Annotated in this window: 15 protein-coding genes; 11 read left to right on the forward strand and 4 right to left on the reverse strand. The window is 29.3% G+C overall.

Annotated features, from left to right (window positions below; translation table 11 throughout):
* Positions 1–181 precede the first annotated feature (181 nt).
* From MHN29_RS03435 to MHN29_RS03445, 3 genes are read right to left on the reverse strand one after another with little or no spacing between them, the layout of a single operon-like run.
* A complete protein-coding gene (locus MHN29_RS03435; RefSeq protein ID WP_235272876.1) occupies positions 182–1687 on the reverse strand; it encodes a cryptochrome/photolyase family protein in 1506 nt (501 codons plus the stop codon).
* Entirely contained in the window at positions 1688–2992 is a 1305-nt protein-coding gene (locus tag MHN29_RS03440; RefSeq protein ID WP_235272874.1) for a DASH family cryptochrome, read from the reverse strand.
* Complete coding sequence (locus MHN29_RS03445; protein WP_235272872.1) at positions 2968–3102, reverse strand: DUF2256 domain-containing protein; 135 nt, start codon at positions 3100–3102, stop codon at positions 2968–2970. The genes MHN29_RS03440 and MHN29_RS03445 overlap by 25 nt, the downstream gene beginning before the upstream one ends.
* A gap of 214 nt (positions 3103–3316) precedes the next feature.
* Here MHN29_RS03445 and MHN29_RS03450 point away from each other — a divergent pair, with 214 nt between their 5' ends.
* Positions 3317–4720 (forward strand): exonuclease domain-containing protein, encoded by a 1404-nt coding sequence (locus MHN29_RS03450; protein ID WP_235272869.1) that lies wholly within the window; start codon positions 3317–3319, stop codon positions 4718–4720.
* A gap of 220 nt (positions 4721–4940) precedes the next feature.
* Positions 4941–5702, forward strand: coding sequence for a ThiF family adenylyltransferase (locus MHN29_RS03455; protein ID WP_235272868.1), 762 nt, complete (start codon positions 4941–4943; stop codon positions 5700–5702).
* Here the strand turns inward: MHN29_RS03455 and MHN29_RS03460 are convergent.
* Complete coding sequence (locus MHN29_RS03460; RefSeq protein WP_235272867.1) at positions 5694–6452, reverse strand: LuxR family transcriptional regulator; 759 nt, start codon at positions 6450–6452, stop codon at positions 5694–5696. The genes MHN29_RS03455 and MHN29_RS03460 overlap by 9 nt on opposite strands.
* Before the next feature lie 169 nt (positions 6453–6621).
* Here MHN29_RS03460 and MHN29_RS03465 point away from each other — a divergent pair, with 169 nt between their 5' ends.
* The 9 genes from MHN29_RS03465 to MHN29_RS03505 all read left to right on the forward strand — a co-directional run bounded on the left by MHN29_RS03465 (position 6622) and on the right by MHN29_RS03505 (position 18203).
* The gene (locus tag MHN29_RS03465) at positions 6622–7305 is read left to right on the forward strand and encodes a hypothetical protein (RefSeq protein ID WP_235272865.1); all 684 of its coding nucleotides are present in this window, start codon (positions 6622–6624) and stop codon (positions 7303–7305) included.
* A gap of 17 nt (positions 7306–7322) precedes the next feature.
* Complete coding sequence (locus MHN29_RS03470) at positions 7323–7985, forward strand: AraC family transcriptional regulator (protein WP_235272864.1); 663 nt, start codon at positions 7323–7325, stop codon at positions 7983–7985.
* Positions 7986–8124: 139 nt separating this feature from the next.
* Positions 8125–8643 carry a cyclic nucleotide-binding domain-containing protein gene (locus MHN29_RS03475; protein WP_235272862.1) on the forward strand — a complete coding sequence of 173 codons (519 nt, stop codon included), beginning with the start codon at positions 8125–8127 and terminating at the stop codon, positions 8641–8643.
* 12 nt (positions 8644–8655) lie between these two features.
* The gene (locus MHN29_RS03480) at positions 8656–10206 is read left to right on the forward strand and encodes a TolC family protein (RefSeq protein ID WP_235272859.1); all 1551 of its coding nucleotides are present in this window, start codon (positions 8656–8658) and stop codon (positions 10204–10206) included.
* Positions 10207–10232: 26 nt separating this feature from the next.
* On the forward strand, positions 10233–11498 hold the full coding sequence (locus MHN29_RS03485; RefSeq protein WP_235272858.1) for an NHLP bacteriocin system secretion protein: 1266 nt from the start codon (positions 10233–10235) through the stop codon (positions 11496–11498).
* 11 nt (positions 11499–11509) lie between these two features.
* Positions 11510–13705: an NHLP family bacteriocin export ABC transporter peptidase/permease/ATPase subunit gene (locus tag MHN29_RS03490; protein WP_235272857.1), complete on the forward strand. Its 2196-nt coding sequence runs from the start codon at positions 11510–11512 to the stop codon at positions 13703–13705.
* A gap of 9 nt (positions 13706–13714) precedes the next feature.
* Entirely contained in the window at positions 13715–16630 is a 2916-nt protein-coding gene (locus MHN29_RS03495) for an NHLP bacteriocin export ABC transporter permease/ATPase subunit (RefSeq protein ID WP_235272856.1), read from the forward strand.
* Between the two features lie 12 nt (positions 16631–16642).
* Positions 16643–17791, forward strand: a complete 1149-nt coding sequence (locus MHN29_RS03500; RefSeq protein WP_235272855.1) for a hypothetical protein — start codon at positions 16643–16645, stop codon at positions 17789–17791.
* 91 nt (positions 17792–17882) lie between these two features.
* Positions 17883–18203 carry an NHLP leader peptide family RiPP precursor gene (locus MHN29_RS03505; protein ID WP_235272854.1) on the forward strand — a complete coding sequence of 107 codons (321 nt, stop codon included), beginning with the start codon at positions 17883–17885 and terminating at the stop codon, positions 18201–18203.
* Positions 18204–18209: the final 6 nt, after the last annotated feature.

The raw sequence follows: 18209 nt of genomic DNA on the forward strand, positions 1-18209 counted from the left end.
TTTTGTTTTGATATTCAAATTTAGCTGTAAGAAATATGTTTTGGAATGATATATATCAGCTTATGTCTTAGTTTTTTGAGGTATTTTTGTAGAATATGTGCTATTATTTTTAATAGTTAATAGCCACGAGAGTTAGAGGAGATGGAAGAAATGGTTTAAATATTAATTGAATTTTTCCCGTTTACAGTAAATTTAATTGTCTGTTTTTTGAAAGTTTTCCTAAACTGTCTAAAAAATCAGATGCGTTTTTAAAATGTTGTTTTTGTTTTTCTGAATCCATTTTATCAAGATTATTAATAAGCATTCTTAGTCTAGGATTTTTAGATAAAAAAGCTCTGTTTTTATCCATAAAACGCCAAAAAAGACCATCCCATGTTTTTTGCCAATTACCAGAGGGATAATCACTCATTTTTTTTATATAATTACTACTACTTATGTAAGGTTTTGTAGACATTAAGCCACCATCAGAAAATAAACTCATACCATATACATTGGGGACCATTACCCAATCGTAACTATCAATAAAAAACTCCATAAACCATCTATAAACTTCGTCTGGGTCAAATTCACATAAGAGCATAAAATTGCCCAAAATCATTAACCGCTCTATATGATGTGCATAACCTGTTTTTAAGATTTTGTTTATAGTATGGTCTATGGGTAAAATTCCTGTTGTTCCATTGTAAAATTCATTAGGGATTTTTCTAGAATGCTTCCAGAAGTTTTTAGTTCGCTTTTCAGAACCTTTTACTTCATAAACTCCTCTGATAAACTCTCGCCAACCTAGAATTTGTCGTATGAACCCTTCTAAAGAATTGATTGGAACTTTATTGTTACTAGCATAAGTTATAGCAGTATTAATAACATGTAAAGGACATAGTAACCCCGTGTTAATAAGTGGAGATAATATACTATGATTTAAGAAATGTTTATCTTTTACGATGGCATCTTCATAAGTACCAAATTCTAAGAATCTAGTTTCAAAAAAATTAGTTAACCAATTTTCAGCTTCAGAGAAAGTGTTAGGGTAATATTGTTGATTTTCAAGATCACCTAAATTATTAGGGAAATAATTACTTATATATTTTCTAGCTTCTTGGTAATAGATGTTACTTTGAGGAAACTGAATTGTTGGCGGAATTTTATCTTTAGGGTATTTTTTTCGATTGTCAATATCGTATGTCCATTTACCTCCTTCAGGTTTTCCATTAGTAATTAGTATATTTCTTTGAATGCGTTGTTCTTTATAGAATGATGTTTGATAAAACTTTTTTTTTGAAGCTTTAAAAAATGATGATAATTCTTTTTTACTGTTAATAAACAGCGGGTTATTGTGAATCTGGATTTTTATTTGGCTTTCAAATTTTTTTATTCTTTTTTCTAGCCAATTATCGGTAGGGTCAATAATGTGTATTTCTTCTACATCATTTTCTATTAAATGAGAAATTAAAGTACGAATATCACTTGTGCTTTGAGAAGATTCTATATAGTTTACATTGAACCCCTTTTCAAGTAAATAGTTTTGATAAAATTTCATAGATGCTCTATGAAAAGCTAGCTTTTGTTTATGAAAGTTATATTGTTTGAAAAATAAATATTCTTCTAATAAGTATAGAGGAATTTTACTGCTTAATATAGCTGTATTTTTAAATAATTGATTAGGGAATACAATAGTTGCTGCTTTCATTTAAAATAAATTGGTTTGTAGCCAAGTACGTCGATATTTTCCCATAGAATCATACCGTTTAGCTTGTAATTGAGTATTAAATTTTCTATCCCTTGGATCGTTTCCAACTCCTGCTATATATTGCCAGTTACCATAATTACTATGTACATCATAATCAATTAAGATACTTTCAAAATAAGTAGCGCCAATTCTCCAATCTAACATAAGTTCCTTAGTAAAATATGATGCTACATTTTGTCTTCCTCTATTGCTCATCCAACCTGTTAATTTTAGTTCTATCATATTAGCGTTTACAAATTCGTTAGAAGTCTTACCGTTAATCCAAGATTGAATTAAGTTGTCATCCTTTTTCCACTGATAATTAACCTGTTTGATGCCTTCAAGTTTGAATAATTTGTTTTTGTGTTTCAATGATAAATACTTAAAATAATCACGCCAAATAAGTTCAAAAATCATCCAATATGTAGATTGATTACTACCGTGTTGTTGCTCATATTTCTTAATCTCCCAATAAATAGTTTTTGCAGAAATACAACCATTAGCAAGCCAAGGAGAGAATTTAGAACTATAATCGGTGCCTAATAAACCGTTTCTTGTTTTTTTATAAAAACTTATTTTTTTTGATTCAAAGAAATAGTATAACAAACGTTTTGTGGCTTGACTTTCTCCTCCCAAATAAGGAAAAGCAGTATTTGGGTTAACTTCAAAATTTTTAAATCCTAAAGCTTCTAATGAGGAAATTTGAGAAGTTACTTTAATAAGATTTGTTCCTTTTTTAGGAGTAACTGATAACTGATTTTCAATTGTAGCATGTTTTTCTACTTTTTTTCTAAAATTGGTAAAAACTTCTGGAATGTTTTTAAATGTAAAAGGAATATTTTCTGGATGAAATAAAAATTGGTCGTAATAGCTATAAAGAGTAGTCTTTTTAGAAATTTTTTGAGTTATAATTTCTATAACTTTAAGCTCTTCATAAGTAAATTCTTTTTGAAAATAGATAGCATCAGCATTGTGATCAGAGCAAAATTGTGGTATGATATCTTCAGGGAAATCAAAATAGCAAAAGAGAGGAATATTTAAATTTTTAAGGTTTTTAGATAGATCTAGTACTGATTCTACTAAAAATTTAGCTCTAAATTTTTCTATTTTTTTTATCCCAAATTGAGTTTCAGTAAAATCATGTTTGTTAAAACAATAAAGCCCAATAACATTTTCGTAATTAACACAAGCTTCATACAAAGGTTTGTTGTCTAAAACCCTAAGATTACTTGTAAACCATACTATAGCTGTTTTTTTGAACTGCATTTTTTACTACAATATTTTACGTTTTCCCAATTAAGTTTCCATTTTTTTCTCCATGTAAATGGTTTACCACAACATTGACAGGTTTTTGAAGGTAAATGTTCTTTTTTCAACTGTAATGTTATTTATTTAATCAAATATAATTAATTTTGTTTAACTTTATTTGAAAATGATTAAACAAAATAAGTTATACCTTTTAGTTTTAATGAAAAGTGTAGTTTTAATGAATTAAAATAACGACTATTAGAGTATATTAATACTTAATAAATTAGGGGAATAGAAATTAAGTTAAAGCCTAGAATTATAATAAATAAAAGAATAGCGAGAGTGAAGTATGCTATAGTTGACATAGAAACAGATGGAGGTGTTAAAATTACTGATATCAGTATTTTTATTTTAGAAGATAATAGGGTAATAGATGAGTTTACTACGCTTGTAAACCCAGAAACTTTTATTCCAACTTATATAACAAACTTAACAGGTATAACCAATTTTATGGTAAAAGGAGCTCCTACTTTTCCTGAGGTGGCAAAGAAAATATTTCAAATAACAGAAGGATGTATTTTCGTAGCTCATAATGTGAATTTTGATTATGGAATTATTAGAAAGGAGTTTAACTCTTTGGGTTTTGATTACAAAAGAAAAAAATTGTGTACAGTACGTTTGTCTCGTAAATTACTGCCTAATAAAAAATCATACAGCTTAGGGAAATTATGTTTGTCAGAAGGAATAGAAATTAAAGATAGGCATAGAGCTAAAGGAGATGCAGAAGCTACAGTTACTTTATTTAAAAAGCTTCTTACGATAGATAAAGAAAACACACTAAGTATTATTGATTCTTTTTTACATCATCGTTCTCGTGAAGCAATATTACCTCCGTTACTTTCTAAAGATGTTTTTGATAAATTATCAGAAAATCATGGAGTATATTATTTTTGGAATAAAGATAAGGAGGTTATTTATGTAGGTAAAGCTAATAATATAAAGCAACGTGTTTTAAGCCATTTTTATGATAAGAAGAAGAAAGAAATGAATATGTGTATGGTAACAGCAAATATTACATTTACAGAAACAGGAAATGAGTTATTGGCGTTGTTGTTAGAATCTGCAGAAATAAAAAGATTATACCCCAAGTATAATAGAGCTCAAAGACGTTCAAGTGAAAGTTATGGACTATTTAGTTTTGAAGATAGAAAAGGAGTAAAGCATCTTGCGTGGAATACTTTAAAAGTAGTATCAAATCCTATGATTAAGTTTTATTCTTCAACAGAGGCAAGAAGTTTTGTAGAGCGTTTGTGTGAAGAATTTCAGTTATGTCCTAAATATTGTCATCTTCAAACCAATGTAAGTAGTTGTTTTCATTATCAAATAAAAAAATGCAAAGGAGTATGTAGAAATACAGAAGCAGTTAGCGACTATAATATTAGAGTAAAAAAAGCACTAGAATCTGTTACGTTTCAAGCAGAAAACTTTGTGATTTTGGAAAAAGGAAAACAAGAAAAAGAATTTAGTTATGTTCTAGTATTGAATAGTGTTTATATGGGATACGGTTATATGAACAAACAAAAGGAAGAAGTTACTACAGAACAATATTTACTCGCTTTAACAAAGCAAAAAGATAACAGAGATATACAGAGAATTTTACAGAGTTATATTAAAAAGAACCCTGATAGCGTATTATCAGTACTTCATACAAACATAAATTTAACACCAAATTTATTTGGCTTTTAATTGTGTAATAAGCACATGTTTTTTATTGTGTATATAATTTTATCTTCTTCATAAAAAGTATACAACTCTTTTAATTGAAAAACTTATTTTTAAGATTAAAATAAGTAAGATCATAAAAAGGTAAGCTAAACATTTAAAGGGCTAAGAATTACTAAACCTACCTTTTAGGGTAGCAATGTGTCGTTTGTTTTGAACTAGCTTTGTAATAAACTTAATAACTATGGAAACAAGATATATTAGGAATAGAATCTATTTAACAGAAAGTGAACAAGAGACAATAAAGAATTGTCCTGTTGTACTTGGAGGTTCTGGAATTGGAAGTATTATAGCAGAATGCGCCTTGCGACTTGGTTTCGAAAATATAACTATAATAGATGGAGATGAAGTTGAGTTATCAAATTTGAATAGACAAAATTACACAGAAGCAGATTTAAAAACTAGTAAAGTAGAAGCTATAAAAAAAAGGTTGTTGTCTATAAATAAAGAAGCTAATATTAAGATACACGATTGTTTTTTAACAACTGAAAATGTTGAAGAGTTTATTTTAGGTCATAGGATTGCTATTAATGCTTTAGATTTTACATCCGATGTACCTTTGACTTTTGATAAAATTTGTCAGAAAAATAATATTCCGGTGTTGCACCCATATAATTTAGGTTGGGGAGGTTTAGTAACAGTGATTAGTCCAGAAGGTTTACCGTTAGATTCAATAGAAAAGCCTAATCAAAAATTCAACGAAGTTAAAATGGTTGAATATGCTACAAGTTATTTAAAATTTTGGAGAACACCTCATGCTTGGTTAGAAGAGGCTATGGAAAAATATATGAAAGAGAAAAAAGTTCTACCACCGCCTCAATTATCAATAGCATCTTGGTTAGTAGCAGCTATGAGTACACATCTTTTGTATAATATTGCTACTAATAAAAAAACCAAACAGTTTCCAGAATTTTATTTGTCAACAATAATGAATGATTTAAATTAATTTATTGTTTGTAGTATAAGTAATAGCTTCAGAAATATTAGCTACCCCAAGTTTTTCAAATAATTTCTTCCTGTGAAATTTTACAGTATCAGGTGAGACGTATATAGCTTCAGCTATTTCGTTTATTGTATATCCTCTGGTTGAATGTTTAAGAATTTCTTTTTCTCTGCTGGTTAATTTTGTCGATTCAGTTTCCTTCCAGAAATCTCCTTTTAAATCGTAGTGATATACTTTATTATCTTTTTTATTTGTTACTTTAATATTCCCTGATTTATTTTCAGAAGAAAGAGAAACAATTGCAATTGCTTTCCACAGTTTTCCCTCTGAAGTCATAAATAGAGGAGTCATTTTATGGTTAATCAATGTTTTTTCACCTTCTTTATTAACCAGGTGAAAATCATATGAAATAGTGTAATTTTTGCGTTCTTCCATAGGTACTCTTTCATAAAACTCAAAACCAATAGTGTTAATTTTTAAAAGAAGTTCTAGATCAGACTCTATTACATGCTTAAAATAAAATGCGTACCCCATTTTTTTTACTTCTTCAGCAGTATTCCCACATAATAACAAAGGGTTGTCAGAAACATAATCAAACCCTTTTTTTTCATAATCAATTACATATAAGCTTTTGTATGTTGTTCTGGCAAAAGCATCGATTGATTCTAAATAATTAATAGCTTGCTTTTGATCTTCTTCAGAAACAAAATCAACTTTATTAATAAAAGAGAAAAAGTTATTAATATCTGGCATTATATTTTTTTTTAAGCTTGCTAAATATAGCATTTTTAAAAGAATTACACAAAAGGGTAAAATCGTAACTACTCTTTTGTGTAGTTGTGTTTAAGTGTCTCATTTCTACACTTTTGTGTAACGATTTTTGAAGTTTGTATAAATAGATTTGAGTACCAAACTTAATACTATGATACTCACAAAAAATTATTTAGAAAAGCTTCAGAAAAATCAATTATTAGATTTAGCTGAATTTGTAGTTACCGAAAACTTCAAACATCATTTACAGAATGACATTCCTGAGAATTATAAAAATGATGTAAACACGATTTATAAAGAGGAACTAAAGTTTTATGAAAATTCAGAAGTTTTTACTACTAGAAATGAAGAAGGAACAATAGTAGGAGCAATTCGAGTTTTAAAATGGAACTTTATAGATGTACTACCTCTTCAGAAAATTTTTGGAATCAATCCGCTTTTAACAATTAATACTCCCAATGTAAATGATATTTACCATATAGGACGATTTGCAGTAAATAAAGATGTGCGTGATTTTAATTTATTTAAAAAGTTGTTAGTATGTGTAGCTAAACTTATATGTAAACATAAAGGTAATATGGCTTTTGCTGAATGTGATAGTAAGTTGCTAAGGGTTTTAAATCTTTTAGGAGTTAAGGCTATGGTTATAGGTGAGTCTGTAAATTATTTAGGTTCAGAAACAATACCAATTGCAATGACTTATGATGGCGTAATTGAATTTTATAAGAAAAATAAACATTTATTAGAGGCTGTTTCTGATAAAGAATACATGATATCTTCTTCAAAAGAGAAAATTAATACAACAAGTAATACAGCAATAGCATTGAGTGCTTAAATATTAAAACAATCAAAATGAATTTAGAGAAAATAAATAATTTAAATTCTTCAGATGTTTTAATAGATTTAATAAAAGAAATTAAAATCCCCCTGAAGTCTATAATAGAAGCTAATAAAAAATTAACAACAATTGATGTTATTACAAATAAGCAACCAGAAAGAACAACAAATGAGATAATCTTTAATAGTAGTCAAGAAATTGCAAGTTTAATAGAAGAGGTTGTTAAATTAGCTAATGACGGAAAGTCAAAAGAAAAAGCTCCTTTAATTTATCAAATATATCATGGTAATGAAAGAGTACAGTTTATGTGTAAAAAAGAAATTAACCCTAATAAAATTTCACAACAAGATACTTCATGGTTAGTAGAAATGGAAAATGAAGTATATAAAAATATAAAACATAGAGACTTAAACTTATATGATTTATCATACAAAATGGCAGTTAGTGAAAGACAGTTACATCGAAAAATAAAAAGTCTTTTACATTTAACTCCTAATAAATACATACGAATATTACGATTGCACAAAGCAAAACAGTTTATTGACGATTATGTATACGATTCTATTTCTCAAGTTTCTTATGCTGTAGGTTATTACGATACACATTATTTTTCAAAGTTATTTAGTCAGCAATATGGAGTATTCCCAAAGAAACTTCTCAATGAAAGAAGACTTTAGAATGTTTTAGCTTTAACTGTATTTACTCGATAATGAGAGTAATATGCTTTTTATACGTCGTTTTCAACTGATTCTTTGGCAGTTTTAAAATAGCTTCAAAATATACCTTTAGCCATATTAACTTTTAATACAGAAGCAAATGAAACGTGTACTTTTTTTGTTAGGCCATTTAAATGATTTAGATATAGAATGGATGATAAACAATGGTAATAAAGAAGATTTAGAGGCAGGTGATAGATTAATACGTAAAGGAGAAGCTATAGAGAATTTGTATATAGTTCTTTCAGGTCAACTATCTATAACTGATGGCTTAAGTGAAAAGAATATAGCACTTATAGGAGCAGGAGAAATTGTAGGAGAAATGTCATTTTTAGAATCTAGACCACCTTCAGTATCAGTGATAGCAACACAATCAACTTCTGTGTATAGTATTTCTAGAAAATTAATGGATAATAGATTGTCTGATAATTTAGAGTTTAAAGCTAATTTTTATTATGCAATCTCATTATTCTTATCTAATAGATTAAGAAAAACCACTAGTCAATTGGGGTATGGTAATCCTGAAGAACTAGATGTAATAGATGAAAATATTTTAGATGGTATTTCACAAGCAGGTTCAAGGTTTGGACAAATACTTCAAAAATTTTCTGAAGTATAAATTACTATTTATATGATGCGTAAAATTGTTATAATAATAGTATTGTTGTTTTGTGTGATTCATGGATTTTGTCAAAAAAGTATTCCAGTAGACTTAGTCAAATTATCAAAAATTACCCTTACTGAAAATCCTTTGGTTAAACAGAATTTATTAACTGTAACTGGAGCTGAAGGTAATTTGAAAATACAAAATAGTGTATTTGATTATCAATTAATTTCAGGAGTATCGTTAAAGCGGAATAAGTTTAATTTATTAGAAGCTGATCCAAGAAACAACATAATTAATAGTCAATTAAAGTCGGAAGGAACAGATGTTTCAATTGGTTTGAAAAAAATATTTCGCTCTAGTCTTACCGCTAATTTGAAAGTTGATTATAAACTAGCTACAGATAATTATCCAATTAATAGTTTTAATCAAAATGTAGGGGCTTATATTGATAATCATACTGTTTTAAGTACATTATCTTTAACTCAACCTTTATTAAGAGGGAGAGGAAAAGCTGTTTCAACAGCTTTAGAAGAAGCTTCGAAATTAAATTTAGAAAGTACAAATCACACAGCAGAATTTGCAAATTCATTTGAATTATTACAAATGAGTATTGCTTATTGGGATTACGTAACAGCTCATAAAAGTTTAACAATTTTTAAAGAGAATGAAGCAAGAGTAGCACAAGTTCTAGAAATAACTCAAGAATTAGTAAAAGCAGATAAAAGACCAGCAGGAAATTTATCACAAGTTAAAGCAGATTTAGCAAATCAAGAACGTCAAACAAAAGTTGCTGAACAAATACTTTATAACGCTAAACTAAATTTAGGAAGAGCTATTGGGTTAAGTAAAGATGATAGTGAGAAATTAGGAATTCCTATAGATCAATTTCCAACAATAAACGAATCAGGATATAATAAAGAACTTAATAAAGTCAACTTTTTTACAATAGCACAAAATAATAGAGCTGATATTGAGGCAGCCAAGAAAATACAAGAAGCTTTAGAGTTACAACTAAAATTTTCAGAAAATAATAAAAAACCTCAGTTAGATTTAACAGGATTTGTCAGTTATGGAGGGATGAATAGCGGTAATGGTTTAGGAAGAGCATTAGCAGCATTTTCAAGAAATGAAGGAAGAGATTTAGGCTATGGAGTACGATTAAACTTTACATTTCCACTTAATAATAATCTGGCTAAAGGAAATTTTATTAAAGGTGAAGTAGCATTAAAAGATCAAGAGATAACAACAGTTAATTTAAAAAGAAACATAAACTTAAATGTATCAATAGCTCTCAATAATTTAGAAAATAGTGTTGAGGTGTTGATAAAAGCAAAAGAAGCTTTAAAGTTTTATCAAGAGGTTTATGCTAATGAACAACTAAAATTTAAAAATGGAATTACCATTTTATTAAACCTTATACAGTTTCAAGAACGATTAACCCTAGCACAATTAGAATACTTACAAGCTCATAAAGAATTCTCTAAAGCTATTATGAACCTCAGATACGAAACAGGCACATTATCTGTCGATAAGAACAATATAAATAGGGCTTTGTTTTTTACTATCCCTAACTAAAAACATAAAAAATTAAAAAAATAATTATGGCAGCAGGATTTTTTAGAAAAGCAGCAGTTGAAAAATTATCTACACCAGAAAAATTAGATCAACTCATTAAAGTTACTGGTCCTAAGGGATGGATAGCTTTGTTTACAATAGCAATAGTGTTATTAACAGGAATTACATGGTCTTTTTTGGGGAATGTAAAAACTAAACTTAATGTTGTTGGAGTATTATTAGGAGGAGAAATTCATGAAGTTGTAGCTACATCTCAAGGGCAGCTAATAAATCTTGATGTGAAAATTGGCGATCTAGTAAATGAGGGAGATATTATAGCTACAGTTGAACAACCTGAGTTATTTCAACAAATAGAGCAGGTAGAAGGAGCATTAAAAGAACAAAAATATGACTTGAAAAGATTGTTTTCATTTGGAAATAAGAACTCCAAAATGCAAGAACAAATATTGAAAAAAGAGCATTCGTTTATTGAGATACAAGAAGAATCTAGTCAAGCTAATTTAAATTTTTTAAAGAGTCAGTTAGAAAATGAAAAGGAGTTGTTGAAAAAAGGCTTGATTACAAAATCACAGGTGGTTAAAACTGAACAGAAAATAGAACAAACTTTAGCTAATATTGAGTTAAGAAAAATACAAACAGTTCAAACCTCTAACATACAGTTGAATAATGATTTTGAGCATCAACAAAATATTAATATAAATAAGCAGCGCATAGCTGAGACAGAAAGACGGTTGAAGCATTTAAAAGAGCGCTACGATATTCAAACAAAAATAAGAAGTCCTTATACAGGAGAGGTTGTAGAGTTGTTATCAGAATCGGGTATAGTGGTTCGTCAAGGTGCACCATTATTTAAATTGAAAAACCAAAAAGAAACTGTTAGTGAAGGAAAACTTAGAGGAGTACTGTATATCCCTTCTCAGGATGGAAAAAAAATAAAAGAAGGAATGGAAGCATTGGTAGTTCCTTCAACTGTTCAGCCACAAGAATATGGTTTTATGAAAGGTAAAGTGACTTATGTGTCTGATTTTCCAATAACACAAAAAGGAATGATGATGACAGTAAAAAATGATCAATTAGTATCTGGATTATTAACTAAAGGAGCATTATTTGAAGTTTATGTTGAATTTGAAGAAGACAAGAACACATTTAGTGGTTTTAAGTGGACATCAGCCAAAGGGCCAGAAGTTGCTATTAATGAAGGAACATCATGTATGGGGAAGATAACGGTAAAAACCGAACCTCCTGTTGCTATTGTTGTTCCTGCTTTAAAAAAATTCTTTGATCTGTATTAATATGCAAAAGTATGAGTAAGAAGGTTAAACTAAATAAGGAAAAGTTAGCACGTCCAGTAAAAACTCCAGCTGTTTTGCAAATGGAAGCAGTAGAGTGTGGTGCAGCTTCATTGAGTATTATTCTTGGATATTATGGAAAGTTTGTTCCTTTAGAGAAGTTAAGAATTTCTTGTGGAGTTTCTAGAGATGGATTAAAGGCTACTAATGTATTAAAAGCAGCAAGGGAGTATGGATTGGAAGCAAAGGGGTATGCTAAATCTATAGAGAAATTGAAGCAATTACAAATGCCTGCTATTGTATTTTGGAACTTTAATCATTTTTTGGTGCTCGAAGGTTTTACAAAAAATAAGGTATACTTAAGTGATCCTGCTCAAGGAAGATATCATGTGAGTTATGAAGAGTTTGATGAAGCATTTACAGGAGTGGTTTTGACATTTAAACCTGGAGAAAGTTTTGTTAAGGGTAATGAGAAAAAAGGGTTGATAAGCTCACTAGCTTTAAGAGTAAAAAACTCAAAAATGAGCATAACATATATTGTTCTTGCAAGTTTATTTTTAGTAATACCAGGTCTTATCATTCCTTCGTTTACAAAAATTTTTATTGATAAATATTTAGTAAACGGTATTTCAGAATTTATTATGCCACTGCTGTTAGTTATGAGTGGTATTTTAATAATCAATTCAATATTAGTTTACTTACAGCAATATTATTTATTACGATTAGAAACCAAATTAGCATTAACCACATCTAGTAAATTCTTATGGCATGTATTTCATTTGCCTATAGCGTTTTTTACACAGCGTTATAGTGGAGAAATTGGAAGTAGAGTGTCCTTAAATGATAAGGTAGCTAAATTATTAAGTGGAGATTTGGCTAATGCTGCTTTAAATGCAATAGTAGTTGTTTTTTATGCGATGTTAATGTTCTCATATGATGCTGTCCTCACTATTATAGGTATAGTTATGGCTGCATTGAATATTGTTGCTTTACAATATATTTCTAGAGCACGTAAAGAGGGAAACCGAAGATTTATGAATGAGAATGGAAAACTCCTTGGAACTACAACCTCAGGAATAAGTATGATTGAAACTTTAAAAGCTTCTGGAAGAGAAAATGATTTTTTTACAACATGGACAGGTTATTTAGCAAAAGTGATGAATGCCCAACAAGAGTTGGGGTGGTTAACTACACGTTTAAATATAATTCCTCCTTTATTAATGTCATTAACAACAACTGTTGTTTTGGGAACTGGAGCAATGAGAGTTATGGATGGACAGATGACTTTAGGAATGCTTGTTGCCTTTTTGTATTTAATGAGCAATTTTATGGAACCTGTAAATCAATTGGTAAGTGTAGGAAGGCTTCTTCAAGAAACAGAAGGGGACATGGGACGTATTGACGATGTTTTAAATTATGAGGTTGCTAGTGAGTTTGATGAAAAAGAAAAGAAAAACGAGACTAGTAAAGACCAAGTTGGTTTAAATAAGTTGACAGGACATTTTGAAATGAAAAATGTAACTTTTGGTTACAATACTACTATGCCTGCTTTAATAGAGAATTTTAGTTTAAGCTTAAAACCTGGAAGCAGAGTTGCTCTAGTAGGAGGATCCGGAAGTGGAAAATCTACCGTTGCAAGATTAGCTTCAGGTTTATACGAACCATGGAAAGGAGAAATACGATTTGATAATAAATTAAGGAGAGAAATTCCTAGAGCTGTAATTACAGAATCAATAGCTGTAATAGATCAAGAAGTTTTAATGTTCAAAGGATCTATTCAAGAAAACATATCGTTTTGGGATTCGAAAATACCAGAAAAACATATCATCCAATCTGCTCGAGATGCTGCAATTCATGATGTAGTTGCAGCGAGGACCAATGCTTATGATAGTATGGTTTTAGAACGAGGTACAAACTTTAGTGGAGGTCAACGCCAACGACTGGAGATAGCAAGAGCTTTAGCTTTAAATCCAACTATTTTAATAATGGATGAAGCTACTAGTGCTTTAGACCCTAAATCTGAAAAAATTGTAATGGATAATATAAAAAAACGAGGTTGTACATGTTTAATTGTTGCACATAGGTTAAGTACTATTATTGATTGTGATGAAATAATTATGATGGAGTTTGGAAAAATAGTAGAACGAGGCACTCATCAGGAGTTGTTAAATATGAATGGCTCATATGCCAAATTAATTGATTCAAAATAATAGAGGTATATGTTCGAAAATAAGAAAATAAAATTAGCAGCAAATCATTCGTTAATTCTTAGAGAGAATGATAGATTTTGGATGATTACTTCTGGAGAGGTAGATGTTTTTTACGCAGTTGTAGATGAAAATGGAGAATATTTAAGTGCTTTGAAGTACTTGTATAGTGCTAAATCAGGAGAAATATTATTTAGTCTAATAACATCTAAATCAAAAGAGGAAAATATTAAGTTGTTATTAGTAAGTAAGGGAGCTTCTTTAATAGCAATAAATAAAAATAAACTATTAGAAATAGATCATCTTTTCCTAAAAAGTATGATTGATAAATGGGTTTTGAAAACAGCAAAGGTAATACAGCAAGTAATTGCACCTAGGTTATATGAAGCATTAACATTATCTGAAGCTATAACTTTAAAAAAAGAAACAGTTGCTTATCCATCTAAAGGTTTAGTATGGTGTGTAATAAGTCATGGAGAGTTTTCAAAGTATGCAAATACAAATTTGATTGTTTCAAATGAAAATTTTAAATACCCTTTTGCAGTTTCAAATGATTTATGGTTACAAGTCAAAAATAAAAATATAGAAGTAAAAAAAATATTAAGTACAAGAGAGGTTCTTAAAGACGAAATTTACTTTATGCTGTCAATGAATGATTTACAAAATCATTTTTATACAAAACTGGTTGAAAATTGTAAGTTAGAAAAAGAAGAGGAGCAAAACCGTATTATTGATAAGGTGACATCAGAAGAATCTGATTTAAGCAAAACACTAAATCAGTTAAGAACAATTGTAACAGGTAAAAAACAAGAAGAATTCTCCTTATCATCCAAGGATAAGAAAGTAAATAGTGACTTATTTGAAACCTGTAAGCTTATTGGAAGTGCTGTAGGTTTTAAATTTGAAGCACCTAAATACATGGAGTCGTATAAAAATAGCACGGCAAATCAGCTTTATGCAATAGCACAATCTTCAAAAGTAAGAGTAAGAAAAATAATTCTTAGAGGAACTTGGTGGAAAGAAGAAAACGGACATTTATTAGCGTTTTATAAGGAAAACAAAAGACCAGTAGCTCTAATACAAAGTAGCCCTAGTATTTATCTTTTAAAAGATGTTTATACAGGAGAAGAACAAAAAGTTAATTATGAAGTAGCAGAGCAACTAGAACCGATAAGTTATATGTTTTTTTATGGGTTTAATAATACAATGACTTCAGTAAAAAAGATAGTGAAGTTTGCTTCTCAAGGGATTAAAAAGGATTTAAAATATTTAATTTTAGCTGCTTGCTTAGGTAGTTTAATAGGCTTGTTAGTGCCAATTTTATCAGGTGTTATGTTTGATGATGTAATCCCTACAGCTGATAAATCGCTTCATTTCGAGGTGTTTGCCATTATGCTAATACTTGGTTTAGTAACCGCCGGATTACAGTTGGTTCAAGGAGCTTTACAACTTAGAGTAGAAACTAAATCGAGTATTAATATGCAAGCAGGTGTTATGGATCACTTATTGAGACTACCTGTAACGTTTTATAAAAAGTTTTCGGCAGGAGATTTAACTAATAGAGCCTTAAGTATTAATAGAATACGCCAAATTTTATCAACTACTGTAATGACAGCAGTTTTAAGTGGAGCTTTCTCATTTGTAAATTTAATTTTGCTGTTTTATTATGAATCTAGTTTAGCATGGATTGGAGTAGGATTAGCAATAGTTGCAATTATGTTCATGGCAATTATAGGTTGGTTAAAACTAAAATATGATAGACAAATTTCAGATGTTCAAGGTGATTTACAAGGTTTTCTTTTTGAGTTTTTATCAGGGGTTTCTAAGATAAGAATTACAGGAGGAGAAAAAAGAATTTTTACACTATGGGCTAATAAGTTTTCTACATTGAAACAATTAGGTTTTAATTCAGGAAGTTATCAAAATTTTGTTGAAGTATTTAATAGTTCTTATCCATTATTTACAAGTATTTTTTTCTTTGCCTTTATTTATTATACTGTGAGTAGTGCTACTGTAGTTGGAACTATGATTTCAGTAGGAGCGTTTATGGCTTTTATTAGTGCATTTAATCAATTTCTAAGAGATTGTTTAAAAATGAGTTTAGCATTAATTACTTCGCTTAATATTATTACACTTTATGAGAGGGTAAAACCCATTTTAGAAGAAACACCTGAATCTTCAGAGCAAAGTACAGATCCAGGAGAGCTTGTTGGAGAAATTGAAATGAATTCTGTATCATTTAGGTATCATGAAGAACAACCATTAGTTTTAAAAGATGTATCATTTAAAATAAATAGGGGAGAAATGGTAGCTTTTGTTGGAACTTCCGGGTCTGGAAAGTCTACAATAATGAGGTTGTTATTAGGTTTTGAAGAGCCTGAAAATGGTTCAATTTATTATGATAGTGATGCATTTGATTCAATGAATAAAGATTTGGTTCGTAGACAAATTGGTGTTGTACTTCAGAATGGAGCTTTAATGTCAGGAAGTATATATAAAAATATTGTAGGAAATTCAGAGCTTACTTTAGAAGACGCATGGAGAGCTGCTCGTATGGCAGGTATGGAGGAAGATATAAAACAAATGCCAATGGAAATGCATACGGTTATTAGTGAAGGGGCAGGGACTTTTTCGGGAGGCCAACGTCAACGTTTAATGATTGCTCGTGCAATTGTTCATAAACCTCGCTTATTATTTATGGATGAGGCTACTAGTGCTTTAGATAATAGAACTCAAAATATAGTATCAGAAAGTTTAGATAAACTTCAAGCAACAAGAATTGTTATAGCTCATCGTCTAAGTACTGTTAAAAATGCAGATAGAATATATGTGTTAGATAAAGGAAAAATTGTGGAGTCAGGAACTTATGAAGAGCTGATACAGAAAAATGGTGTGTTTACCAGTTTAGCTAAACGACAAATAGCATAAAAATATTTAAGGATGACTATCAGTGAAAAAAGAGTATTCTTAAAGCAGTTTGTTAAAAGTGAAGAAGCAGTAGAAGAGTTATTAATTTATTGCGAAAATAAGTTTGTTAGTCAAAATCAAGTTCAAGATTATAGTCAAAATAATGAGTTTGTTAAAACATGGGAAAATTACTATTGTGAGTCACAAGAAATAGGTGTTTTTAAAACTTTGAAAAAGTATTTAGTCCAGTTTCAATTCCCAGTAGAAGAAAATATATCTAAAACTCTTGATTATAAAAATGTTACTTTAAGAGGAAAACCAAAGCAAAGCAAAACTAATTTAGAGTTAAATCAGCCTGATCAGATTACTTTAGAAATTTATGACAAGCCAGTTATAGGCAAAGTTCCAGTTATTACAGTTTCAAATAATAAAGATTTTAATACTGTTATTTGTGCTTTATCTAATAAAAATGAACCTAAAAAAATACCAAGTTCAATGGGAGCTTCATTTATTAAAGGTATCAATAATTGGGATAGAATAGGTAGATTAAAGTCAACATGGCTAAATGAAAATTCTTCAAGTACTTGGAATAAATTTTTTAAAGAAAATATAATTCCTAAACCTTATTTATATAAAGACAATTTAATTGTTTTAAGTACAAAAAAATACAGTGGAATCGAGAGTACACATATTGGAGTTTCAGAAAATAATTGGAAGAATTTATCTTTAATTATAAGAAGAGAACATGAATGTGCTCATTTATTTACATTACAATATTATGGATGTATGGCTAATAATATTCATGACGAAATTATTGCCGATTATGCTGGAATAACCAAAGCAACAGGTCGGTTTAATAAGGAGTGGTTTTTATGCTTTATGGGATTAGAAAATTACCCTAGTTATAGAAAAGGAGGGCGCTTAGAAAATTATCAAGAACCAATAGAACTTTCAATAAATGCTTTTGATGGATTAAAAACATTAGTAAGAAAAATAAGTGAAACTATTTTAAATTTTGATACCAAGTTAGGAGAAATAATAACATCAGAAGATCAAATTAATAGAATTAAAAGTATTTGTGAGGTAGACATGGTTACTATGGCTTCTAAAAATGGACTTCATGAGTTGATTAAATGTTATAAAAGCAAGCAAAAAGTTGAGGTTTTTAAAGAGAGTTTATAATTTGCTGACATTTATGTCAGCCTTTTTGGCATTTTCTTACCTACCCAAAAGAGTAATTTTATTACATGAAAAATTTTAATCAGCATTAATTATGGAGTTAACTAGAGAACAGAAATTATTCCAAACAATTGTTCATAAAGCATGGGAAGATAATGAATTTAAGCAACAGCTAATTAATAATCCAATCCCAACTATTGAGAATTTAACAGGAGAAACTATTAGAGTACCAGAAGGAAAAACTATAGTTGTTCGTGATCAAACTGATTCGTCAATTATTTATATAAATATTCCAGCAGAACCAGATATGGATGATATAGAGTTGACTGAAGAACAATTAGAAATTGTAGCAGGAGGAGGAAATCCTACACCACCGATAATAGATGATCCACTTTCAGGTGTTATTGGAGGTTAAAGAAAT

It is taken from the genome of Tenacibaculum sp. Cn5-46 (genome assembly GCF_022347705.1).
Lineage (GTDB): Bacteria > Bacteroidota > Bacteroidia > Flavobacteriales > Flavobacteriaceae > Polaribacter > Polaribacter aiptasiae.